Source organism: Nitrosovibrio sp. Nv6, from assembly GCF_900110495.1.
In the GTDB taxonomy this organism is placed as follows: domain Bacteria; phylum Pseudomonadota; class Gammaproteobacteria; order Burkholderiales; family Nitrosomonadaceae; genus Nitrosospira.
In genome coordinates, this window is sequence record NZ_FODX01000003.1 from 209,676 (window position 1) to 230,892 (window position 21,217).

The window sequence follows — 21,217 nt, forward strand, 5'->3', positions numbered from 1 at the left end:
AAGGAGCAATCAAATGATCAAGCAAGTGATACAGCTCATTATTATTGTTACCGCAGCGCTTTACTGTGGCATGGCTGGGGCGCATGGGAAGGTGTCGATGGATGAAGATACATGCGCTCGCAGGCTTGATGATGACAGCATGGTGCATTTGAGTGCCTACCAGCCTCAACATGAACCCAGCAATCAATACTGCACAGAAATACCCAGGGAAGGGAATACTTTATTGGTAATAGACCTTGCGGATCAGGCGCTGCGCGACATCCCCGTGGGGATACGCGTAGTGCGGGGAACCAGCGAGGTTGATGATGAGACAGTGGCATACCTGCGTCCGAGTTATCATCCCGATGGGGTAATAAGGGGAGAGACCAGTCTGGATAAGGGGTTATACACGGTATTTATTACCGGCGAGGCGGTCCCTCCGGTACATTATGAGTATTCGTTGCGCGTACAGATGATCAACTACGCGAATATTTTTCGTGCTGCAACAGGTCCGTTGATTGCACTGCTGCTGCTTAGCCTGCTTGGTTACAAACTTATGAAATCCGAGCGGGTACAGGTTTGGCGGGCTTCCACGCGCCGGGCTTCGAGGCGGCGAGGATAATGCGGTATCGAGAACACCCGAACGTAGGAAAAGTGCTTCTTTACTTTATTACACTCATGGACCTACATTAATTGCAGAATGAAAGTATAATTCTTGGTTGCAAAAAGCAAGTTAATCTGCAGGCCAGCGCGAAGTTATGACGAAATCAAACCAGATCAGCCGTTCCTCCTGTCCAGTCAGTTGCGCTCTGGACATATTGGGCGACAAATGGACGCTGCTTGTCGTTCGTGATCTCATTTTCTTCCGTAAGCGATACTTCGGGGATTTTCAAAATTCCCCGGAAAAAATCGCTACCAATATCCTTTCTGATCGCCTGAAAAAACTGGAGGAATCCCACCTCCTTTTGCGACGCCGCGATCCGGCTAATGCGCGCAAGATTATTTATATGCCTACTGAAAAATGCGTGGATCTGGCGCCTCCAATCATGGAGCTGGTACGTTGGGGTGCAAAATATGTTCCTGAAAGTAATGTACACGAGAATCTGGTTCAACGATTTGAGCAGGACCCGGTGGAATTTATGGGGGAAATACGATTATCTCTACGTAGAGAGAATGAAGCGAATAAAGAATAGCGGGATTAGATGATGCAAAAGGAAATCAAGGCTATGAGAGAGATGAAAGTTAATTTTTAACTGAACTTTACTGGAATGCCCTTGGCATTACTACCGGGAACAGATCAGTACCATGCCCCTAATAAGGCACCTACTTAACATTAAACTGCAATACAAAAGGAATTCTCCATGCCCGATCAATCAAATGTCGAGCGTACGCTGTACGGATTCTGGCTCTCACCTTATATGAGTCAGGTCGCACACATGCTCTCGGAAACCGGTCTAACTTATCGTTATGAACGAGTGTCTCCGTTTCAGGGGGGCACGCTTACGCCAGAGCATATGGAACGAAATCCTCTTGGGAAAATTCCTACTCTCAGGGATGTCAATGGTGTTGATATTTCAGAAAGTCACGCGATCTGTCGATATCTCGCGAGAATCTATCCAGAAGCACAAAAGTTTTATCCTGTTGATGATCCGATGCTCTGTGCAGAGGTCGATGCCAAGAATGACTTCATCACTTTCTCCATTGCGGGTCCATTCTTCAACTGGTTTGTTGTCAGCGCATATTTTCCAAAAGCATGGAAACTCAAAATCGAAAAAGAAGGGCATATCTATAATCTTTGCTCTGTTCTGTTAAGCAAAATGTGGCTACCCCGATTGGTTAATGGCTCGAAAATGGCGCCATTCCTGCTTGGCAAAGAGCCTTTTTTGCCGGATTTCCAGTTGTTCTATACGCTCGAGCTTAGCCAAATGTTTTCCGAGCTGTTCGATATACCCGAGATGCATCTGTTTCGAGACGATCCTGCATTAAAGACGTTTTACGATGCAATGTGCGAGCGTCCTTCTACCCGTGAAATACTGGCGGCTAAAGAATCAGAACTGGATGTTACGAAGAAGGAACTCTTCGGGGGGTTTGGGGCAGCTTATCTCAATAACCATATCGACAGAAAAATCCTTGGAGGGATATTCGGGCGTGAAGTCTGACCCGTACATACTGTAGCTGATCATCTGAATGGTCTTGAATCTACTGCATTTTCGCAAGGGATCAAGTGCCTCTTCCGGCGGTCTATTTTCCCCTTAATAACAGTTTTTATTGCGGAGGCCCAACCTCCGTTTTAGTGATATCCACATCTGGTGATCGCAATCATTACAAACCTACATATTGCGGCTCTTTTTGATCAAATCGTACGCAGTCTGCACTTCCTGAGCCTGCGCGGTGGCCATGGCAATCATATCTTCGGGAAGGCCCTGGCCCATCAGCTTATCCGGATGATACTGGCTCATCAGTTTGCGATATGCACGTTTTATTTCCTGATCGCTACTTTCCCTGGTCACGCCCAAGGCTTTATAAGCATCGTCCAAAGCAGTGGGCGAGGTTGCCTGGCCTCCCGCAAAATGCGACTGATTTAATACCATGTCCAGCAATTGCCTGAAAGCAAGCTGGTCATAGCCCAAGTGGAGGGCAACGTCACGCAGCAGGCCCTCCTCCGCCGCATCCAGGCGCCCATCGGCCAACGCCATGACGATGAGGTAAATCAGCAGCATCTGCTTGAGACTGTGCGTATGTCCACAAACAGACATGAATTCGTTCAGCTTGGGCCTGATATCAAAATCCGGCGCGGATCCTTGCTTGAACAGGGCAATTGCGAGTTGCCGGTGCTCAGAGGACATTCCCAGCTTTTGCATGAAGTCTTCAACATGGGTAATCTCATCCTGGGAAATATGCCCATCTGCTTTCGCAAGTTTTCCCATTGAGATGAAAACGGTTTCGAGAAAAACTTTTTGGCGATGGGCGCTCGTGAGCGGATTGATTGCACCCGCACCATAAGCCCTATAACGGTCAATAAAGCTTCCGACGATATAACCGAGAAATGCTCCGAAAATACCGAAGAGGTAGTAGCCTAATAAAACTCCAATTATTTTGAACAAGGGCGAATTCCGGGATTAATGTGGAAAAGTGGACTATAACTTTGTGTAATTATTGCTTAAGCATTCAGCCGCGGAAAGTGATACGGGTAATAGCAATAAATGAATCCTTTGAACCATTCCCGCCTGTTGCTAATGCAGGATGGTAAAGTTTAGCGTAACTCATACAAACTCGCACACGATATGACGTATCAAACATGGAGGATATTGAGGCAATTTGGCTAATGACAGTTTTCGCGAGAGGTAAACAAGCCCGATGACGGGTTGCGCTCGCTCCAGTCATCCTGCATAAAATTCCATAGAGACACAATTCAACGATGCGAGTAAAACGATCAATACAATGACATAAAGGAGGAGCCATGATTGAACTGCATTCGAGCCCAACGCCTAATGGCCAGAAGGTAATGATCATGCTTGAGGAAACCGGAATCGAATGGAAGCACATCGACGTCAATATCAGTATCGGCGAACAGTTCAAGCCTGAACACCTGAAGCTCAATCCCAATAACAAGATTCCCGCAATCGTGGATACGGAAGGACCAGGAGATGGCCCGTACTCCATGATGGAATCCGGCGCTATTCTCGCGTATCTCGCGGAAAAAACCGGCAGGTTTCTACCACGGAATACGCGCAAGCGTTATGACACGTTCCAATGGCTATTTTTCCAAGTGGCCCATATTGGCCCCATGTTCGGCCAGGCCAATCACTTCAACAGACAGGCCAGCGACAATCAGTATGCGCGGGATAGATACAATAACGAGGTGCTGCGCCTGTACCACGTACTGGAGAATCGGTTAGGTGAAAGCGCCTGGCTTGGCTGCGACGAATACACAATCGCCGATATCGCAACCTATCCATGGTGTAAAGGGCATGCGGATCGCGGCATCGACAAAACGGCGTTCCCCAATTTCATGCGCTGGTTCGAGTCCATGGAAGGACGCCCGGCCGTGCAACGCAACAACAAAATGGCGGCGGAAATTCGTGCGCGCATGGAGAAGGCGGCAGAAGGCAGACCGTCCATCGACATTTACGACACCAAAGATAACGGAGAGCGCCTCACACGGGCTACGGGCCATATGGATAAATTACGGGGGTGAGGATCGTGGCAGGGATAGCTGTCTGCTGGCCGCCGTACGTCAGTTGGCTCAATGCAAGGCGCCTTACAGGAAGCGTTGATGGCTTTGAGAGAAACAACGTTGGCCATTGGAAAATATGGATGATCAAAGGATAAGCGCTAGCGCTACGACAAGCTGCGGTGATAGGGCCTTCCATCGTGAATCAGCCCAGGTTCGGCAGCAAAACTTCAATCGACAGGCAAAGACGGTATAATAGAGTCGCTGCGCCTATAGTCGGTACTGGAGATAGGCGGAAAGAAATGTAAATTGCTGGCCTCCAGCGAATACGTCATTGCGGCATTGCTATTATCCTTGCTGTAAAGAGTACGCGGAACTGCGCATCACAGAATTGCTTTCCCCAATTTCATGCGCTGGTCGAGAGCATGAAAGCGTGTCCGGCCGTGAAAGCAGCAACGAACGATAGGCCAAACGAATCCACGCGCATGAGTAAAGCGCGGAGGGTCAGCCGTCAGTCGATTTTTACGATACCAAAGATAGCACTGAACGACTCATTCGCACCAAGTGCACTGGGTCGCACTAAAACGCATGGTAAAAAGGTCAGGCTTATTTCCAGCTGAACCATTTTCACCTTTCTCGGCTGACAGGTAATACCACGCCTGATCCGGCATGCGTATCAAATTAAGCCGCAATCAACCCGCATAGCTCAACAGCCTCTACCGGAAAATGGGGAGGTTGAAAAGGAGCGGCTCAATGACAACAAGGCTTTGAATCAGGAATCCGCGTGGTTTTCCGGCGGATTTTAGCAGGACAGACTTTTCATTCCAACGTCAAACGCAATGCATGGCGCGGCATACAGGACTATCACAACCTGGAATTAGTGGGGTTGGCCGACGGTGACGCCTTCCTCCTTCCAACCATGTCAGGCTTTTTTCAATGGAGAGGAGAAAAAATGAAGCATCAGCAATACAGTATAAAATTCCCTATCGGAGAATCTCATCAGCTTGGTGAGGACGAGGTCTTTTTCTCTGTCCTCGAAAACGGACAGGACATCAAGTTCCGTTTTCATGAATATGGTGAAATTTACAAACGTCCCGGTTTGTATGAACAGCTTTTTTATCATCGTCTCAAGTGCAATTCGCCCCAGAAAATCGGCGATATCCTGGCGAAAGTTCTAGGGGACAATCGCGTTGAAATGACAGAATTGCGGGCGCTCGATTTTGGAGCCGGAAACGGTATGTTTGGAGAGCAGCTGTGCAATATGGGAGTAGCGCGCGTTATCGGGGCTGATATCTCGGAAGAAGCCTATATTGCCTGTGAACGTGACAGGCCAAGCGTATACGATGCATATTATGTCTGTGATTTCTCCAATCTCGAAACTTCCATGCAACGAGAACTGGCTGCGTGGCAAATCGATTGCCTTACTTGTGTCGCCGCACTTGGTTTTGGCGATATTCCGGCAAAAGCCTTTGCCAATGCATTCAATCTTGTTGCACCGTCAGGATGGATTGCCTTTAATATCAAAGAGTCATTTCTACTTGAGAGCGATACTTCCGGATTCTCCCGCTTGATTAAATCGCTACTGGTAAGCGATGCGCTAGAAGTTCATCACCTGGAACGATACAGGCATCGTATATCCATTGATGGACGTCAGCTGTTCTATTACGCGCTGGTGGGAAAGAAAGGGTTCGATATACCGGATCACCTCTTGAACGGTGTGACCGAAATCCAAAGCCGAGCACGCCCGCTGGAACGAGCAGCAGGAGAATTAGCAACTATCAAATGCGGATAATTTCGAACAGCACCAGAAGAATCGAAGCCTGAAAGATACAACCGATAAGGCTGGTACCTGGAGGACTCCGGCGTTCTTTTAACTATTTGTTTAATCCCGGCAGAGCCTCTCCATAGGTTAAACTTGAAAAATTTTACTAACGTTGACACTTATCTATGGCTCAATACGTAATCACCATGAATCGCGTCGGCAAAGTCGTTCCGCCCAGACGCACGATTCTCAAGGATATTTCCATCAGCTTCTTCCCAGGCGCAAAGATAGGTCTGCTTGGTCTCAATGGTTCGGGCAAGTCCACTGTGCTGAAAATCATGGCGGGGGTGGACAAGGATATCGAAGGTGAGGTTACAGCGATGCCCAACCTCAATATCGGCTATCTTCCGCAGGAGCCACAGCTCAATCCCGTGCAGACCGTGCGCGATGCTGTGCAGGAAGGACTGGGCGAAGTGTTCAGTGCGCAACAGAAACTGGAAGAGGTGTATGCCGCTTATGCCGAACCGGATGCCGATTTCGACGCGCTGGCGTCCGAGCAGGTCCGGCTGGAAGCCATCCTTGCCGCCAGCGGTGCCAATGTCGATCAGCAGATGGAAATTGCCGCCGATGCGCTACGTTTGCCCGAATGGGACGCCGTTATCGGGAATCTTTCCGGCGGGGAGAAACGCCGCGTGGCATTGTGCAAACTTCTGCTGTCAAAGCCGGACATGCTGTTGCTGGACGAACCCACCAATCACCTGGATGCCGAGTCAGTGGAATGGCTGGAACAATTTCTCACCCGGTTCCCCGGTACGGTCGTAGCAGTCACGCATGACCGCTATTTTCTTGACAACGCGGCGGAGTGGATACTGGAGCTTGACCGTGGTCACGGCATTCCCTGGAAGGGCAACTACAGTTCCTGGCTGGAACAGAAGGAAACCCGGCTGAAGCAGGAAGAATCGGCCGAATCCGCGCGTCAGAAAGCGCTAAAAAAAGAGCTCGATTGGGTACGCCAGAACCCCAAGGGACGCCAGGCGAAATCCAAGGCGCGAATTGCCCGTTTCGATGAACTCAACTCCCAGGAGTACCAGAAACGCAACGAAACGCAGGAGATATTCATCCCCGTTGCCGACAGGCTTGGTAATGAAGTCATCGAGTTCAAGAACGTGTCCAAGGCCTATGGCGATCGCCTGCTGATCGACGATTTGAGCTTCAAGGTTCCGCCCGGGGCGATCGTCGGCATCATCGGTCCCAACGGGGCGGGAAAATCGACCCTGTTCCGCATGATCACGGGTAAGGAGCACCCGGATTCCGGCGATATAGAAATCGGATCAACCGTAAAAATAGCGCATGTGGACCAATCGCGCGATGCGCTCGAAGGCGGCAAAAGCGTGTTCGATACCATCTCAGGCGGCCATGACATCCTGAACGTCGGGAAATATGAAACGCCCGCGCGCGCTTATCTTGGCCGTTTCAACTTCAAGGGCGCCGATCAGCAGAAAATTGTCGGCAACCTTTCGGGCGGCGAGCGTGGAAGGCTACATCTAGCCAAAATGCTTATTTCCGGGGGCAATGTGCTCCTGCTGGACGAACCTTCCAACGATCTCGATGTGGAAACCTTGCGCGCACTGGAAGACGCGTTGCTGGAGTTTGCGGGGTGCGTGCTGGTCATCTCGCACGACCGCTGGTTCCTCGACCGTATTGCCACGCACATCCTGTCCTTCGAGGGCAATTCTCAGGTCGCGTTCTTCGACGGCAACTACCAGGAATACGAAGCCGACAAGCGTAAGCGCCTGGGTGAGGAAGGCGCCAAACCAAAACGGATCAGATATAAGCCGATCAACCGGTGACGTAACGCGCCACCCTTGACGTAACGTGCTTATACAGAGCCCGGATTTCAGCCGCCGACAGGTCGAGGTCCCCTGTTTGCCTAGTAGCGGCCCTCGCGCCTGGGGCCTGTGCCGCTGTATTCTTCATCTTCGTCATATCTTTCGATACCGTCCGTGCTGTATCTGGAATTGTCGCGCCTGGTGCTGGACGAACGGTTGTTTTTCGACCGCTTTTCCTTTTCAGCTCCATTCTCGTTCTCTTTATCCCTCACAGCCGGGGAATCAGCGGGCGCTATCTCAGCCGGCATATCGCGTTCGCCCGCGTGAACCATTCCCGTGCCGGCTGCGCTGAAGATCAATACGCTAGCCAGCCCGAGTAATTCTGCTGCCAATGTTGAAGAAAATTTCATGCTTGCCCTCCTCCTCTATGAAAATACAGCAAATTGCCGCGATTGGAATGATATTCCAGTCGGCAGGAGATTCAGTACGCTAACACACGTATTATCGCTGGCCACGACGCCAAAAACGTGAATCCACAGCGTGTTTTTGATCCGTGGAGGCTCGTAATACGATAAGCGCAACCTCGCGCAGTAACCCCTTACCTGATTCATCCCATGCCTGAGTCACCCCATACATTGGGTGTGTTCACATGCTCCGGACGAAACCCAATCCCGATCAGCCTGGCGGGAATCCATCGCAGGAAGGGAAAGCGAGCGAGGAGACAGAGAAAAAAGGGGGGCGAGAGAGGATCATTCCCATGCAGCACCCGGCCGATGACCCGATTCTGAAGAAGGCGCTGCAACCGTTGCGTCATCTGTGTCGGCCATTCGCGACGCAACTGAACTCGATCGAGGTCCTTGATCGTCATCCGGTTTTCGCGCAACGGGGCAGCGAGCAAATTCGACGCGGCGATTGCATCCTGAATCGCGAGGTTGATTCCGACACCGCCGACGGGCGACATTACATGCGCTGCGTCACCTATACAGAGAACACCAGATCGATACCACCGGCGCAACCTGTCAACCTGAACAGTAAGCAATTTGATTGCCTCCCAATCTTGCAATTCGCCAACACGGTCGGCTGTGAAGGGGACCAATTCCGCAATGCTATTGCGCAATGATGGCAAGCCCCGCCCCTGAATTTGAGCGTGCGACCCTTTCGGAATTACGAAACCGCACTGCCAGTAGGCGCCCCGGTTCAGCATGATGAAAATTCTGCCTGTGTCGAAACGTCCGACGGGGTCTTCCGGATCATGCGGGCATCGCGATAGCCGGAACCATAATACATCCATCGGCGCGCCGAATTCCGTTCCCGGCAAGCCCGCGTGCGCACGCACGGTGGAGTGGCGGCCATCTGCCCCCACGGTCAGATTCGCACGCACGGTTAGCGGGCCCTTCGGCGTTGCCGCCTGTAGCCCAACGATGTGTCCAGTTTCTTCGATAAGGCCGGTCACTTCAGCATTCATCCGCAATCTGAACGTTGGATAATGGGCTGCACGATTAGCCAGGAAATTCAGGAAATCCCACTGCGGCATGAAAATGATAAACGGATAAAGCGTTTTCAGATAAGTAAAGTCAGCGATGGTAAGCGCCAGATCGCCGAACTGTCCGGTGATCCGCCATGCTTTTTGGTGTGGCAATTTCAGTAGCGGTTCGAGTAACCCCAGTTCATGCATGACTTCCAGTGTGGAAGGATGAATCGTGTCCCCACGAAAATCGCGCAAAAAATCCGCATGCTTTTCCAGAACCAGCACCTCGACACCAGCGCGGGCCAACAGCAAGCCCAGCATCATGCCCGCAGGACCTCCTCCAGCGATGCAGCACTGCACTGATATCGTGTCCATTTTTTCTGACGAATGAAGCGAAAACGAGGAACAGGACAGGCTACGCTGGAAATTGGAATTTAACAATATAGCGGTATTGTTATGTACCGCAACTCCGGGGGTTTTTCGAGATCGGTGGCTTTTCTATACAATAGTCTGTAAATTTTGTGTTAAAACAAATCTTTCTCATCCGCTTTTCAGAATGGAATTCATGAAATCAGTTTATCCTCGCTCTCGGTTCGCCTTGATATTTGTAGTATCTGCAATCTTTTTGACACCTGCCAAAGTAAGTGCATTCGCGGCCAGCTCTGTCGCCGGACGCGCGGACAATGCCTTGAATGCAAAAACGTCTGTCAGCGAGAATTCCAGCAGCAAATTCGAATCATCTGTGGACGAGGCTTTACTGCTCGCAAATCTGGACGTGTCCGAGAAAACCGGTGAGAACGATGACAAAGAGAAAAGCAGTGAAACATTCGGAAAGGAAATCGGGATAGCGGACGGCCTGTTTCAGGAAAACGGAACGCAACGGTTAGCCCAATTTGACCAAAAAGATCGGCAAGAAAATGAAGGGAGCAAAGCCTGCGCCGTTTGTCCGGAAATGGTATCCATTCCCGGTCATAAATTCGCCATCGGCAAATATGCCGTTACCTTCAATGAGTGGGATGCCTGCGTGGCCGCCGGCGGCTGTGGCGCTTATGTCCCATCGGATAACGGGTGGGGGCGCGGCAACAGACCCGTGGTTAATGTGAGTTGGGAAGATGCGCAAGCCTACATTCGATGGTTATCGGATAAAACCGGAAAGCACTACCGGCTGCCGACTGAAGAGGAATGGAAAATTGCCGCGCTGGCAGGCTCCACCACTGCATATTATTGGGGCAATGATGTCGGACGCAATAATGCCAATTGTGATGGCTGTGGAAGCGAGTGGGACAACAGGAGAACTGCGCCCGTGGGCAGTTTCAAACCCAATGCATTCGGCCTTTACGATATGATGGGCAATGTATGGCAATGGACCGACACCTGTTGGCAAGGCAATTGCGCGAAGCGCATGTTTTTTGGCGGCTCCTGGAATCACCGGCCGCAGGACATGCGCACGACGACCCGAAACTGGTTTAATACGAACAAACGCATGCGTTACCTGGGGTTCCGGCTCGCCAGGACATTACCCTGAAACTATGTACTCACGGGATTTATGATAATTCCTGGGCTTCGCTGTTTTGTGGTTCCTTAACTCGCTCGCCTGATTCTCGCCCCCAGCCGGGACAACTTGTCCTCGATATGCTCATAGCCGCGATCCAGGTGGTAAATGCGGTCAATGATGGTTTCCCCCTTGGCGATCAATCCCGCCAGCACCAGGCTGGCGGAGGCACGAAGGTCGGTAGCCATGACGTTAGCACCATCGAGGCTTGCAACACCGCATACCACCGCAGTATTGCCCTCCACCTTGATGTCGGCATTCATGCGTTTTAATTCCTGTACGTGCATGAACCGATTTTCGAATATGGTTTCGGTAATGATCGCGGTGCCGGTGGCGACGCTGTTCAATACCATGAATTGCGCTTGCATATCCGTGGGGAAAGCCGGATAGGGTGCGGTTCGCAGATTTACGGACTTCAGTGGATTATTCATCTTCAAATGTATCCAGTCTTCGCCATGTTCGATCGCTGCGCCGGCTTCCATCAGCTTGTCTAGTACTGCGTCGAGCGTGTCGGAGCGTGTCTCCTTGAGGTGTATTTCGCCGCCGCTGGCTGCGGCCGCCACCAGGAACGTGCCTGTTTCGATACGATCGGCCATCACGCGATAGGTAGCGCCGTTCAAGGTTTCTACGCCCTCAATCGTGATGATATCGCTGCCGACTCCCTGAATTTTCGCGCCCATGGCGATAAGACAGTTTGCCAGGTCCGTCACTTCCGGCTCCCGCGCCGCATTTTCAAGTACCGTTGTCCCATCGGCCAGTGTCGCCGCCATCATCAGGTTTTCGGTGCCGGTAACAGTGACGATGTCCATGACAATATGCGCGCCGTTAAGACGTTTTGCTTTTGCGTTAATATAGCCATGCTCAATATCGATCTCCGCACCCATTGCCTGCAATCCCTTGATATGCTGATCAACCGGACGCAAACCGATGGCGCAGCCGCCGGGCAGGGACACCCGTGCCGCACCGGCGCGCGCCAGCATCGGGCCCAGCACCAGAATGGCCGCGCGCATGGTTTTCACCATCTCATAAGGCGCAACAAAATGGGAAAGATGTGCCGCGGTCAGTTTCGTCCTCTTGCCATCCGCCGCAATACCGATGCCCATTTGCCCGAGAAGGCTCAGCATCGTGGTTACGTCATTCAGCTGCGGAACATTCTCGATCGCGAGTGTTTCCGCCGTAAGCAAGGAAGCGCATAAAATAGGCAATGCGGCATTTTTCGCGCCGGAAATATGGATTTCGCCGGACAGCGGCACACCGCCCTGGATGATCAGTTTTTGCATGGATTGTGGATATTATTTGTGAACATTCGCGCTCTACTTCTTATTGGATTTTGGCGATAAGGATCTTTTCAAGTCCGGATATCATGGCAATATGGCGAACTTGGGAACGAGTTGTATTATTGTATGATCGAGCTATGCCCGGTGAATTTTTTTCACGGGTGCAAGAGGCTGTTGAACCTGCAGTCCCTTGTTCCTCAAGCGATGGTGATTGAGCATCAGGATTTGGGTTTGCGGTTGAAATGTGCTGAAGTTCCCTTCATCATATCGCAAAGACCGCATTCAGGGTTTCAAATTTACGAGTTTTTATGCCGCAATGGTATTTACAACAAAAGGAAATCAGATGAATAAAAAGACGATACAAACTGCCGACGCCCCCCAGGCAATCGGCACCTATTCGCAGGCGATACGCGTGAGTGGAGGAGATACCGTTTACGTTTCCGGACAGATCGGCCTGGACCCCTCCACGATGGAGATGGCGGCCGGGATCGAGGAGCAAATCCACAGGGTATTTTTAAACTTGAAGGCGGTTGCAGCGGCAAGCAGTGGAAGCCTCAGCGATATCGTCAAATTGAATGTCTATCTGATCGACCTTGCCCATTTCCAGAAAGTAAACGAAATCATGGCTGGCTATATCGATGCGCCCTACCCCGCGCGTGCGGCGATAGGCGTGGCGGCATTGCCGCGTGGAGCACAGGTGGAGATGGACGCGGTGCTGGTATTGCCGGGGTGACCGGACGGCTTGCACTTTCACGCGCCATGCCGTCCGCCGCCGTCATTCGCCCCGCCAGCAAAACAATACAGGAAAAACTCGACAGGCTGGGCATCACCGACGAATTCGATCTGGTGCTGCATTTGCCGCTGCGTTATGAAGATGAAACTCATCTCTATCCTATCCGCGATGTGCCTGCAGGCAAGGCAGTTCAGGTCGAGGGCGTCATAACCCATAATGAAGTGATGTATCGGCCGCGGCGCCAACTGGTATGCCAGGTGGAAGACGGCAGCGGCATACTGTTCATGCGCTTCCTCAATTTTTATGGCAGCCAGGTGAAAGCATATTCGGCCGGTACGCGGGTGCGGCTGCTGGGGGAAGCGCGCCCGGGTTTTTTTGGCGTTGAAATGGTTCATCCAAAATGCCGTGTCGTGCGTGAACATGAACCGCTGGCCGACGCGCTGACCCCAATTTACCCGGTCACTGCCGGGCTCTCGTCAGAAACGATGCGCAAGCTGGTTCAGCAAGCGCTGCGGCAGACGCCGGATAGTGGCGATGAGCAAAGCCATCTCTCGGAAACGCTGCCTGATGCGGTATTAAGCCGCAATCGCCTCCGAAGTTTCAGGGACAGCATAATATTTCTACATCAGCCACCACCGGATGCGTCGTCCGCTCTATTGCAGGAACGCACTCATCCTGCCTGGCGCCGGATCAAATTCGACGAATTGCTGGCGCAACAGCTTTCCATGCGTTTGCATTATCGGCAGCGCCGCAGTGGCGCCGCCCCTGCCCTGATGGCAAAAAACAGGTTGACCAAAGCGCTGCTGGAATCGCTGCCCTTCGAACTCACCAGTGGACAAAAGAATGCTTTTTCTGAAATCAGCCACGATCTGGCTGCGGCCCATCCAATGCAGCGGTTGTTGCAAGGAGACGTGGGCAGCGGCAAAACTGTTGTTGCCGCATTGGCCGTGTTACAGGCAATTGAAAATAATTGCCAGGCGGCATTGATGGCGCCGACAGAGATTCTTGCCGAGCAGCATTATCAGAAGCTTTCCACGTGGCTTGGCCCGTTGTTGGCGCCGCTGGGCGTGACAATCGGCTGGTTATCCGGCAATCAGAAAAAAAAGCAGCGGGAAACCGTACTCGCCGATATTGCCCAGGGGAGCGCCATGTTTGCGATCGGTACCCATGCGCTATTTCAGGAGCGGGTGGAATTCGACCGGCTGGGTCTTGTGATCATCGACGAGCAGCACCGCTTTGGGGTGCACCAGCGATTGGCGTTGAGGGAGAAAGGTGCTGGAACCAATTCAATGCCCCATCAACTGATGATGAGCGCGACACCCATTCCCCGAACGCTTTCGATGAGCTACTATGCCGATCTGGATGTGTCGGTAATAGACGGGTTGCCGCCCGGCAGAACCCGTATTGTGACCAAGCTGGTTGAGGATAGCCGCCGCGACGAAGTGACCGCTCGCGTGCGCGAGGCGTGCCGTGCCGGGAAACAGGCCTACTGGGTCTGTCCGCTGATTGAAGAATCAGAGGCTTTGCAACTCAAAACGGCCTTGGAGACTTATGAAATATTGAGCCTGACTTTCCCGGAACTGAAAATCGGCCTGGTGCATGGACGCCTTCCGTCCCAGGAAAAATCGGCAGTCATGGAATCGTTCGTGCAAGGCGAGATTCAATTGCTCGTGGCGACCACGGTTATCGAAGTGGGCGTGGATGTGCCCAACGCCTCATTGATGGTGATCGAACACGCCGAACGCATGGGACTGGCACAGCTACATCAGTTGCGAGGCCGGGTGGGGCGAGGCGCAGCGGGCAGCATATGCATATTGCTGTATCAGAAACCCCTCTCGGCAATTGCTCGAGAGCGGCTCAAAATCATTTTCGAACAAACCGACGGCTTTGAAATCGCGCGGCAGGATTTACGTCTTCGTGGTCCCGGGGAATTCCTGGGCGCCCGTCAAAGCGGCGTCCCCATGCTGCGCTTTGCCGATCTGGAACAAGATGGGGATTTACTCGATGCGGCCCGTGTCGTTGCTGAGGAAGTGCTGCGCGATTATCCGGAAGCCGCGAAACGCCACCTTCAGCGGTGGCTGGGAAGAAAAAGTGAATATCTCAGAGTATAAGAACCACCGCCACATCACCCTTGATTTTCACCAATGAATGATTCTACAAACCAGAGATCTGACGCTGCAATATCCCGGCAAGATGTTATGCCGCAACTTGAATTTAGCCGTCAATCCCGGCGAATGCTGGGCCATACTTGGCCAGAACGGTTGCGGCAAGACCACTTTGATACACGCATTGGGCGGCTTGCGACAACCGGAGGATGGCGATGAAGCGCGGATAACCGTGGCTGGGAAACCACCGCAAGCCTGGCCCCGCCGCGAGCTCGCTCGCAATCTCGGCATCATGCTGCAGGAAGAGCCGGGCGAGTTCTGGGGCAGCGTACATGAATATGTGTTGTTGGGGCGCCATCCCCATGTCAAAAACATGTTTGGCTGGCAGGCCATTGACCATGAAATTGCTACTCGGGCTATTGAGCGAATGGAATTGACCAGCCTCGCCCATCGCCCGCTTGCGACACTTTCCGGCGGCGAGCGTCAGCGCGCGCGTATTGCCTTATTGCTTGCGCAGTCGCCACAATGCTATCTGCTCGATGAGCCGCTACAGCATCTTGATCTGCGCCATCAATTGAGCGCCATGACGCTATTTAGCGAATTGGCCAGGCAAGGCAAGGCGCTTGTAATGGTGCTACACGAGGTCGGCTGGGCAAGCCGCTTCTGCAATCACGTACTGATGCTGTTCGACAACGGCCGCGTCCTCGCGGGTAGCGTGGACGAAGTACTCAATCGGGACAATCTCGAAGTGCTTTATCGGTGTAATATGACCGAATTCGGTGCCGGAGTCGCACGCCATTTCGTTCCGGAAACGATGCCACGTGTATAATTCCGAATTCGGCGGCTGACGCTCATTTCTCAACTTGTTTTTCAGCTCTTTTTTGGAGCCATCTTTTGTCGCCTGATGAGCTGCAGTGCCGTTGTCTCACTTGACTTTCACCTTGGATGAGTTCGCCCGCCTGGGACTTAACTTATTCACCTAATTTTGTAATGATTCGTAAACTTCTCCACCGCGTCTTCAACCGCAACACGCCTGCTTCTACCTCGACACGCTCTTCTTCTGCTGTGCCGCATGTCATCCGGCGTGAACAACATGGCATTACACGCGATCACATCAACTCCTGTGCGCTGAAAGTAACTTCGACATTGCAAGAGGCGGGATATTCCGCTTTCGTAGTGGGTGGCGCAGCGCGCGACCTGCTGCTGGGATTGGTTCCAAAAGATTTTGATGTCGCCACGAATGCCACGCCGGAGGAAGTGCGCGCCATTTTCCGCCGCTCGCGCATTATCGGCCGTCGTTTTCGACTCGTGCACGTGATGTGCGGCGCCGAGACAGTGGAAGTTTCCACTTTCCGCGGGAGCACGTCCGTCGGCGAGGAGGACGGAATTACGGCGGACACGCATGCTGACGAGCATGGGCGCCTGCTGCGAGACAATATATTCGGCAGCCAGGAAGAGGACGCCAGGCGACGCGATTTCACTGTCAATGCATTGTTCTTCGATCCAGTCCATGAAGAAATCTGGGATTATCTGAGCGGCTACGAGGACATCAAGGCACGGCGCTTGCGGGTCATCGGCGACCCGGTGCGGCGGTATCGTGAAGATCCGGTACGGATGCTGCGCGTAGTTCGGCTTGCGGCCAAGCTCGATATGCAGATCGACCCGGATTCGGCCGCGCCCATTGGCGACCTTGCTCCGCTATTGCGGAACGTACCGCCGTCACGGCTGTTTGATGAAATGCTGAAACTGCTGTTGTCTGGTCATGCGTTGGCGTGCGTGATCGACTTGCGCAGTCGCGGATTGCATCACGGCTTGCTGCCGATGCTGGACGTTATACTCGAGCAACCGCTGGGTGAGCGCTTTATAACGCTCGCACTCAAAAATACGGACGAGCGCGTGCGTCAGGAAAAACCTGTATCACCGGGCTTCCTGTTTGCGGCCCTTTTATGGCATGAGGTGATCGCGGCGTGGAATATCCGCCAAACCGCGGGAGAAAAATTGATTCCCGCTTTGCATCAGGCGATGGACGATGTGCTGGCGGTACAAAATGGCAATCTTGCGATCCCGCGCCGGTACGACGCCGTCATGAAGGAAATCTGGGCGATGCAGCCGCGTTTTACCGGGCGGTCCGGACGCAGGCCCTTCCGTTTGCTGGAACATCCCCGCTTTCGCGCCGCGTATGACTTCATGTTACTGCGTTGTGAAAGCGGCGAAGTAGACGAGGAGCTGGGCAATTGGTGGAAAGCGTTCCAGCACGCGAGCACCCGGGAACGTGAAGACATGCTGCTCAAGGATGAAACTCAAAAGAAGCGTAGAAGAAGCCGTAGCCGCCGCAAGTCGACCGCTACCGATAAGGACAGCACCAGCAATGCCGTTACGGACGAACAGGAATAGATCAGTGTCATGAGTCGAACCTCGGACGATCAGATGGTGTCTCAGGCATACATCGGTCTGGGCAGCAATCTGAATGACCCGGTATCCCAGGTAAGGCGCGCGTTTGACGAACTGGCGACTCTCCCTTCAAGCCGTCTGCTGGTGCGCTCCTCACTCTATCGCAGCGCGCCGCTGGGACGGATCGATCAGCCTGATTTCATTAATGCAGTGGCGCGAATCGAGACCGCTCTCGCGCCATATGACCTGCTCAGAGCCCTGCTGGATATTGAACATGGTCACGGACGCGTACGTGAGTACGCCAACGCGCCGAGAACCCTGGATCTGGACATACTGACGTATGATGACCTGCGGTGTAACGCTGACTGCCTGATCCTGCCGCATCCACGCATGCATCAGCGAGCATTTGTATTGCAACCGCTATTGGAAATTGCGCCGGACTTCCGCATACCCGGGCTGGGCGCTATCGCTGAGTTGCTGGCCGCCTGTGGAGGACAGCAAGTTGAAAGAGAAAAAAATAAGTGAAGCTGGAAGAATATCGCTACATCGTGGTGGAAGGGCCGATAGGCGTAGGCAAAACGAGTCTGGCGCGGCGCATCGCGGATCACCTGGATAGCGAACTCCTGCTCGAAAAGCCCGGCGAAAACCCATTCCTCGAAAGATTCTACGATGATATCCCGCGCTATGCGCTGCCAACACAATTGTTTTTTCTGTTCCAGCGCGCTGACCAGCTACAGGGCCTGGCACAAATTGATATGTTCAGCAAAACGACAGTGGCCGACTTCCTGCTCGATAAGGATCCGCTCTTCGCCAGACTCACGCTGAGCGATGCTGAATATGATCTGTACCGGAAAATTTATCATCACCTGCAGCCCAAAGCGGCGCTACCCGATCTGGTGATTTATTTGCAGGCTTCTCCCGCCACATTGATAGAACGAGTGAAACGGCGCGGCAACCCCTTGGAGAAAAATATTTCCGGCGAATACCTTTGGCGTCTGGCTGACAGTTACACCCGATTCTTTCATCACTACGAAGACTCACCACTCATGATAATCAATAGCGAGAATCTCAATTTTGTTGATAACCAGGAGGACTTTGATCTATTGTTGAGGCAGGTAGAGCAGATGTGCGGTCCGCGGGAATATTTCAATCGGGGGATCTGATCGCAGCGAGGAATTTTTACGTGGCAGTTTTAACGTATCAGGCAGAACGGATATTAAAAATGATTGAATCGGCTTCGGCAAGGCATGTGGAAGCGGCATGAGAACGCGCACTGCTATTCATCTCGACAGCGCTGAACCGCGACAATCCAGTCATTCTCAAGCAGCAATTTTTTTGACGCACTAAACCGGGAGTTCAGCCATGCGCATCACACACGACGCTTTACAAAAAATGCGGGATGATGGGGAGAAAATCGCCATACTCACTTGTTATGATGCAAGTTTTGCGGCGTTGCTGGAAGATGCGGGCGTCGATATTCTGCTTGTGGGGGATTCACTGGGTAATGTGCTCCAGGGAGAAGAAAGCACCCTTCCCGTTACGCTGGATGACATGATCTATCACACCCGTTGCGTGGCCCGGGGTTCGAACAAGGCATTCATCATGGCTGACATGCCTTTCGGTACGTCTCAGGTAAGCCCGGAGGACACCTTTGAGAATGCTGCCGAGCTAATGGCCGCGGGAGCCAATATGGTCAAACTCGAAGGTGGCTCCGTCATGGCGGAAACGGTTGAATTCCTGACGCGGCGCGGTATCCCGGTTTGCGCCCATATCGGTTTAATGCCCCAATCGGTACATCAATTGGGCGGCTATAAAGTGCAAGGCAAGACCGACTACCAAGCCGAACAGCTGTTGGAAGATGCGGTTTCCCTGGAAAAGGCCGGCGCCGGAATGCTCCTGATGGAAGTCGTCCCGGCCAAGCTCGCTAAACAGGTTACCAAAAAACTTTCTATTCCAACTATCGGTATCGGCGCCGGTATGGATTGCTCGGGGCAAGTGCTGGTGCTTTATGACATGCTGGGCATTTATTCGGGCAAAAAGGCCAGATTCATGAAGAATTTCATGGCTGGCACGGGCAGCATCCATGAGGCGGTGGAAAATTATGTCAAGGCGGTCAAAGCCGAAAAATTTCCAGGCCCGGAGCATGCATTCTAACCGGCTGATTAAGTGTGGAGGTCATTGCCGACATCTCATCCTTGCGTTTGCGCCTCGGGCGTGAGTCTTCCGTTGCGCTTGTTCCGACTATGGGCGGGCTGCACGAAGGCCACTTGTCGCTGGTCGACATTGCTCGCCACAGAGCGGATTGTGTCGTGGCAAGTATTTTTGTCAACCGCCTGCAGTTTGCACCAACCGAGGATTTCGACCAGTATCCACGTAATCTGGCGGATGACTGTGAGCTATTGGAAAATAGGGGTGTCGACGTGGTATTCGCACCCGAGGAAAAGACTCTTTATCCGGTCGCACAAGAGTTTATGCTGGAGCCGCCTCCGGTGGCCGACACGCTGGAAGGAGAATTTCGTCCAGGATTTTTTCGCGGGGTGGCAACAGCGGTATTGAAACTTTTCAATATTGTGCAACCCCAGGCAGCGGTGTTCGGGAAGAAGGACTATCAGCAATTGCATATCGTGCGTGAAATGGTGCGACAGTTGAATCTGCCAGTGGAAATTGTGGAGGGAGAAATCATACGCGCATCCGACCATCTGGCGTTGAGTTCTCGTAACCGCTATCTGACAGAAAGGGAACGCGCTGAAGCGACGCGATTGCATCACGTATTATCCCAAGTGAAGCAAGGAATAGCGAACGGCGATAGAAATTTTCATGAGCTGGAGGAAAATGCAAAAGGAATCCTTTGCGGCCACGGATGGAAAGTCGATTACATCGCAATACAGCAATGCGACACATTGATGCCAGCACAGGTCGGCGATGAGAATCTGGTTATACTGGGAGCGGCCTGGCTGGGTAAAACACGGTTGATCGATAACCTGGAAGTATCTGCAACCAGAGTATAGGGTAATGTCGTTATTTCAGGGGCAGTTCGCAATACAACGTTCCTCCACAATTTTCCTGCCGCCGCAGCTCAGGAAACAGGAATCCTGAACCGACTGACACCCGCATTCGACTTCGCATTGCTCATAGCGCAACCGGTCAAACTCCCTGGTGCGACTCGGTCTGGTGGGGGGCGCAGGTTGGTAATAAAAGGGATAGGAGTAACCCAGGCCATAATAAGGTCCTCCCCAACCCCACGGTGACCCGCCCCATCCCCATGGATAGCCGCCCCAACCCCAGGCGGAGCGTCCCCATCCGAGCGTAGCGCGTCCCCAACCCAGATATCTGGAATTCATGTGACGGCGGTACGTTTCGAGTTCATTTTCATACCGCTGCATGGCATTTTTGTATCTCTCTTCCACGAGCGGCTCTATGCGCTTCAGGCATGCCTGATAGGTGGATGTGCAACTTTGCTGGCAGGACTCCAGCCTTTGGGTACACTTTTCCAGGCAAATACTGGCTGCCGGATCTGTGGGAGGCTCATAACGATGCGTGATCTGATAGCGAGGGGCAAAGAAGGCGCAGCCAGACAGGCCGCCTATCGAAATGATCAGGACGATCATGCGCTGAACTGAAATCCCGCTTATCTTTTTATTGAATGTGAGGACCTTCATTGCCGATTTTTGAATACGCTGAAAATGAGCCAGACTCAAACGAAACCGATGGAAACTATTACCACCTGAGCCCGCCTTCGATGTGTTTTTCTCTACTCCTATAACTTATTGATTATACTGCTCTTATTCTCGTCTCCATCTGACGACACACAAAAACGACTAATTATCAAGGGCTTATATCCAAGTATCCCTATTATGTTGCCGGGTAGCAACAAGATAACAAGGGTTAAATCCCATTTCTCTGCCAGAATCCTGGCCAGGTGACTGTTTATAAACGTATTACTAAAT

General features: G+C 52.5%; 20 protein-coding genes. 15 read left to right on the forward strand and 5 right to left on the reverse strand.

All coding sequences use genetic code 11. From position 1 onward, the window contains the following. Positions 1-13 precede the first annotated feature (13 nt). From BMX66_RS09590 to BMX66_RS09600, 3 genes are all read left to right on the forward strand, one after another. Positions 14-601: a hypothetical protein gene (locus BMX66_RS09590; RefSeq protein WP_090881549.1), complete on the forward strand. Its 588-nt coding sequence runs from the start codon at positions 14-16 to the stop codon at positions 599-601. A 196-nt stretch (positions 602-797) separates the two neighbouring features. Then, entirely contained in the window at positions 798-1,172 is a 375-nt protein-coding gene (locus BMX66_RS09595; RefSeq protein ID WP_255398894.1) for a winged helix-turn-helix transcriptional regulator, read from the forward strand. Positions 1,173-1,340: 168 nt separating this feature from the next. After that, positions 1,341-2,138, forward strand: a complete 798-nt coding sequence (locus tag BMX66_RS09600) for a glutathione S-transferase family protein (RefSeq protein WP_090881553.1) — start codon at positions 1,341-1,343, stop codon at positions 2,136-2,138. 171 nt (positions 2,139-2,309) lie between these two features. On the opposite strand, the gene djlA is transcribed toward BMX66_RS09600, so the two are convergent. Continuing rightward, positions 2,310-3,083 carry a co-chaperone DjlA gene (djlA, locus tag BMX66_RS09605; protein WP_090881555.1) on the reverse strand — a complete coding sequence of 258 codons (774 nt, stop codon included), beginning with the start codon at positions 3,081-3,083 and terminating at the stop codon, positions 2,310-2,312. Between the two features lie 356 nt (positions 3,084-3,439). Between djlA and BMX66_RS09610 the strand changes: the two genes are divergently transcribed. The 3 genes from BMX66_RS09610 to ettA all read left to right on the forward strand — a co-directional run bounded on the left by BMX66_RS09610 (position 3,440) and on the right by ettA (position 7,765). Next, a complete protein-coding gene (locus BMX66_RS09610) occupies positions 3,440-4,177 on the forward strand; it encodes a glutathione S-transferase N-terminal domain-containing protein (RefSeq protein ID WP_090881557.1) in 738 nt (245 codons plus the stop codon). Between the two features lie 928 nt (positions 4,178-5,105). Then, the gene (locus BMX66_RS09615; protein ID WP_090881703.1) at positions 5,106-5,945 is read left to right on the forward strand and encodes a class I SAM-dependent DNA methyltransferase; all 840 of its coding nucleotides are present in this window, start codon (positions 5,106-5,108) and stop codon (positions 5,943-5,945) included. Between the two features lie 155 nt (positions 5,946-6,100). Then, a complete protein-coding gene (gene ettA, locus BMX66_RS09620) occupies positions 6,101-7,765 on the forward strand; it encodes an energy-dependent translational throttle protein EttA (RefSeq protein WP_090881559.1) in 1,665 nt (554 codons plus the stop codon). 80 nt (positions 7,766-7,845) lie between these two features. Here ettA and BMX66_RS09625 read toward each other — a convergent pair whose 3' ends face one another. Next, positions 7,846-8,154 carry a hypothetical protein gene (locus tag BMX66_RS09625; RefSeq protein WP_090881562.1) on the reverse strand — a complete coding sequence of 103 codons (309 nt, stop codon included), beginning with the start codon at positions 8,152-8,154 and terminating at the stop codon, positions 7,846-7,848. A 197-nt stretch (positions 8,155-8,351) separates the two neighbouring features. Then, the gene (locus tag BMX66_RS09630; RefSeq protein WP_090881564.1) at positions 8,352-9,587 is read right to left on the reverse strand and encodes an FAD-dependent oxidoreductase; all 1,236 of its coding nucleotides are present in this window, start codon (positions 9,585-9,587) and stop codon (positions 8,352-8,354) included. 250 nt (positions 9,588-9,837) lie between these two features. On the opposite strand from BMX66_RS09630, the gene BMX66_RS09635 reads away from it, so the two are divergent. Beyond that, positions 9,838-10,737: a formylglycine-generating enzyme family protein gene (locus tag BMX66_RS09635; protein WP_158593403.1), complete on the forward strand. Its 900-nt coding sequence runs from the start codon at positions 9,838-9,840 to the stop codon at positions 10,735-10,737. Positions 10,738-10,793: 56 nt separating this feature from the next. Here BMX66_RS09635 and murA read toward each other — a convergent pair whose 3' ends face one another. Beyond that, positions 10,794-12,044 (reverse strand): UDP-N-acetylglucosamine 1-carboxyvinyltransferase, encoded by a 1,251-nt coding sequence (murA, locus tag BMX66_RS09640; protein ID WP_090881568.1) that lies wholly within the window; start codon positions 12,042-12,044, stop codon positions 10,794-10,796. Positions 12,045-12,384: 340 nt separating this feature from the next. Between murA and BMX66_RS09650 the strand changes: the two genes are divergently transcribed. The 8 genes from BMX66_RS09650 (at position 12,385) to panC (ending at position 20,278) form a co-directional block, all read left to right on the forward strand. Further along, positions 12,385-12,774, forward strand: a complete 390-nt coding sequence (locus BMX66_RS09650) for a RidA family protein (protein ID WP_090881571.1) — start codon at positions 12,385-12,387, stop codon at positions 12,772-12,774. A gap of 26 nt (positions 12,775-12,800) precedes the next feature. Next, entirely contained in the window at positions 12,801-14,885 is a 2,085-nt protein-coding gene (gene recG, locus BMX66_RS09655; protein WP_090881705.1) for an ATP-dependent DNA helicase RecG, read from the forward strand. A gap of 37 nt (positions 14,886-14,922) precedes the next feature. Continuing rightward, positions 14,923-15,708: an ABC transporter ATP-binding protein gene (locus tag BMX66_RS09660; protein WP_090881573.1), complete on the forward strand. Its 786-nt coding sequence runs from the start codon at positions 14,923-14,925 to the stop codon at positions 15,706-15,708. A gap of 161 nt (positions 15,709-15,869) precedes the next feature. Continuing rightward, on the forward strand, positions 15,870-17,273 hold the full coding sequence (pcnB, locus tag BMX66_RS09665; RefSeq protein WP_090881707.1) for a polynucleotide adenylyltransferase PcnB: 1,404 nt from the start codon (positions 15,870-15,872) through the stop codon (positions 17,271-17,273). Between the two features lie 9 nt (positions 17,274-17,282). After that, a complete protein-coding gene (gene folK / locus BMX66_RS09670; protein ID WP_090881575.1) occupies positions 17,283-17,795 on the forward strand; it encodes a 2-amino-4-hydroxy-6-hydroxymethyldihydropteridine diphosphokinase in 513 nt (170 codons plus the stop codon). Further along, a complete protein-coding gene (locus tag BMX66_RS09675; protein ID WP_090881577.1) occupies positions 17,792-18,433 on the forward strand; it encodes a deoxynucleoside kinase in 642 nt (213 codons plus the stop codon). The genes folK and BMX66_RS09675 overlap by 4 nt, the downstream gene beginning before the upstream one ends. A gap of 199 nt (positions 18,434-18,632) precedes the next feature. After that, positions 18,633-19,424 carry a 3-methyl-2-oxobutanoate hydroxymethyltransferase gene (gene panB, locus BMX66_RS09680; RefSeq protein ID WP_090881579.1) on the forward strand — a complete coding sequence of 264 codons (792 nt, stop codon included), beginning with the start codon at positions 18,633-18,635 and terminating at the stop codon, positions 19,422-19,424. Between the two features lie 14 nt (positions 19,425-19,438). Then, positions 19,439-20,278 carry a pantoate--beta-alanine ligase gene (gene panC, locus BMX66_RS09685; protein WP_090881581.1) on the forward strand — a complete coding sequence of 280 codons (840 nt, stop codon included), beginning with the start codon at positions 19,439-19,441 and terminating at the stop codon, positions 20,276-20,278. Between the two features lie 15 nt (positions 20,279-20,293). On the opposite strand, the gene BMX66_RS09690 is transcribed toward panC, so the two are convergent. Further along, positions 20,294-20,929: a hypothetical protein gene (locus BMX66_RS09690; RefSeq protein WP_090881583.1), complete on the reverse strand. Its 636-nt coding sequence runs from the start codon at positions 20,927-20,929 to the stop codon at positions 20,294-20,296. Positions 20,930-21,217: the final 288 nt, after the last annotated feature.

Excerpts from the sequence above, each read along its gene's own strand:
- BMX66_RS09590 (WP_090881549.1), top strand. The coding sequence starts at position 14 with ATGATCAAGCAAGTGATACAGCTCATTATTATTGTTACCGCAGCGCTT.
- BMX66_RS09600 (WP_090881553.1), top strand. The coding sequence starts at position 1,341 with ATGCCCGATCAATCAAATGTCGAGCGTACGCTGTACGGATTCTGGCTC.
- BMX66_RS09610 (WP_090881557.1), top strand. The coding sequence starts at position 3,440 with ATGATTGAACTGCATTCGAGCCCAACGCCTAATGGCCAGAAGGTAATG.
- BMX66_RS09615 (WP_090881703.1), top strand. The coding sequence starts at position 5,106 with ATGAAGCATCAGCAATACAGTATAAAATTCCCTATCGGAGAATCTCAT.
- ettA (WP_090881559.1), top strand. The coding sequence starts at position 6,101 with ATGGCTCAATACGTAATCACCATGAATCGCGTCGGCAAAGTCGTTCCG.
- BMX66_RS09625 (WP_090881562.1), bottom strand. The coding sequence starts at position 8,154 with ATGAAATTTTCTTCAACATTGGCAGCAGAATTACTCGGGCTGGCTAGC.
- BMX66_RS09630 (WP_090881564.1), bottom strand. The coding sequence starts at position 9,587 with ATGGACACGATATCAGTGCAGTGCTGCATCGCTGGAGGAGGTCCTGCG.
- murA (WP_090881568.1), bottom strand. The coding sequence starts at position 12,044 with ATGCAAAAACTGATCATCCAGGGCGGTGTGCCGCTGTCCGGCGAAATC.
- BMX66_RS09650 (WP_090881571.1), top strand. The coding sequence starts at position 12,385 with ATGAATAAAAAGACGATACAAACTGCCGACGCCCCCCAGGCAATCGGC.
- recG (WP_090881705.1), top strand. The coding sequence starts at position 12,801 with ATGCCGTCCGCCGCCGTCATTCGCCCCGCCAGCAAAACAATACAGGAA.
- BMX66_RS09660 (WP_090881573.1), top strand. The coding sequence starts at position 14,923 with ATGATTCTACAAACCAGAGATCTGACGCTGCAATATCCCGGCAAGATG.
- pcnB (WP_090881707.1), top strand. The coding sequence starts at position 15,870 with ATGATTCGTAAACTTCTCCACCGCGTCTTCAACCGCAACACGCCTGCT.
- folK (WP_090881575.1), top strand. The coding sequence starts at position 17,283 with ATGAGTCGAACCTCGGACGATCAGATGGTGTCTCAGGCATACATCGGT.
- panB (WP_090881579.1), top strand. The coding sequence starts at position 18,633 with ATGCGCATCACACACGACGCTTTACAAAAAATGCGGGATGATGGGGAG.
- BMX66_RS09690 (WP_090881583.1), bottom strand. The coding sequence starts at position 20,929 with ATGAAGGTCCTCACATTCAATAAAAAGATAAGCGGGATTTCAGTTCAG.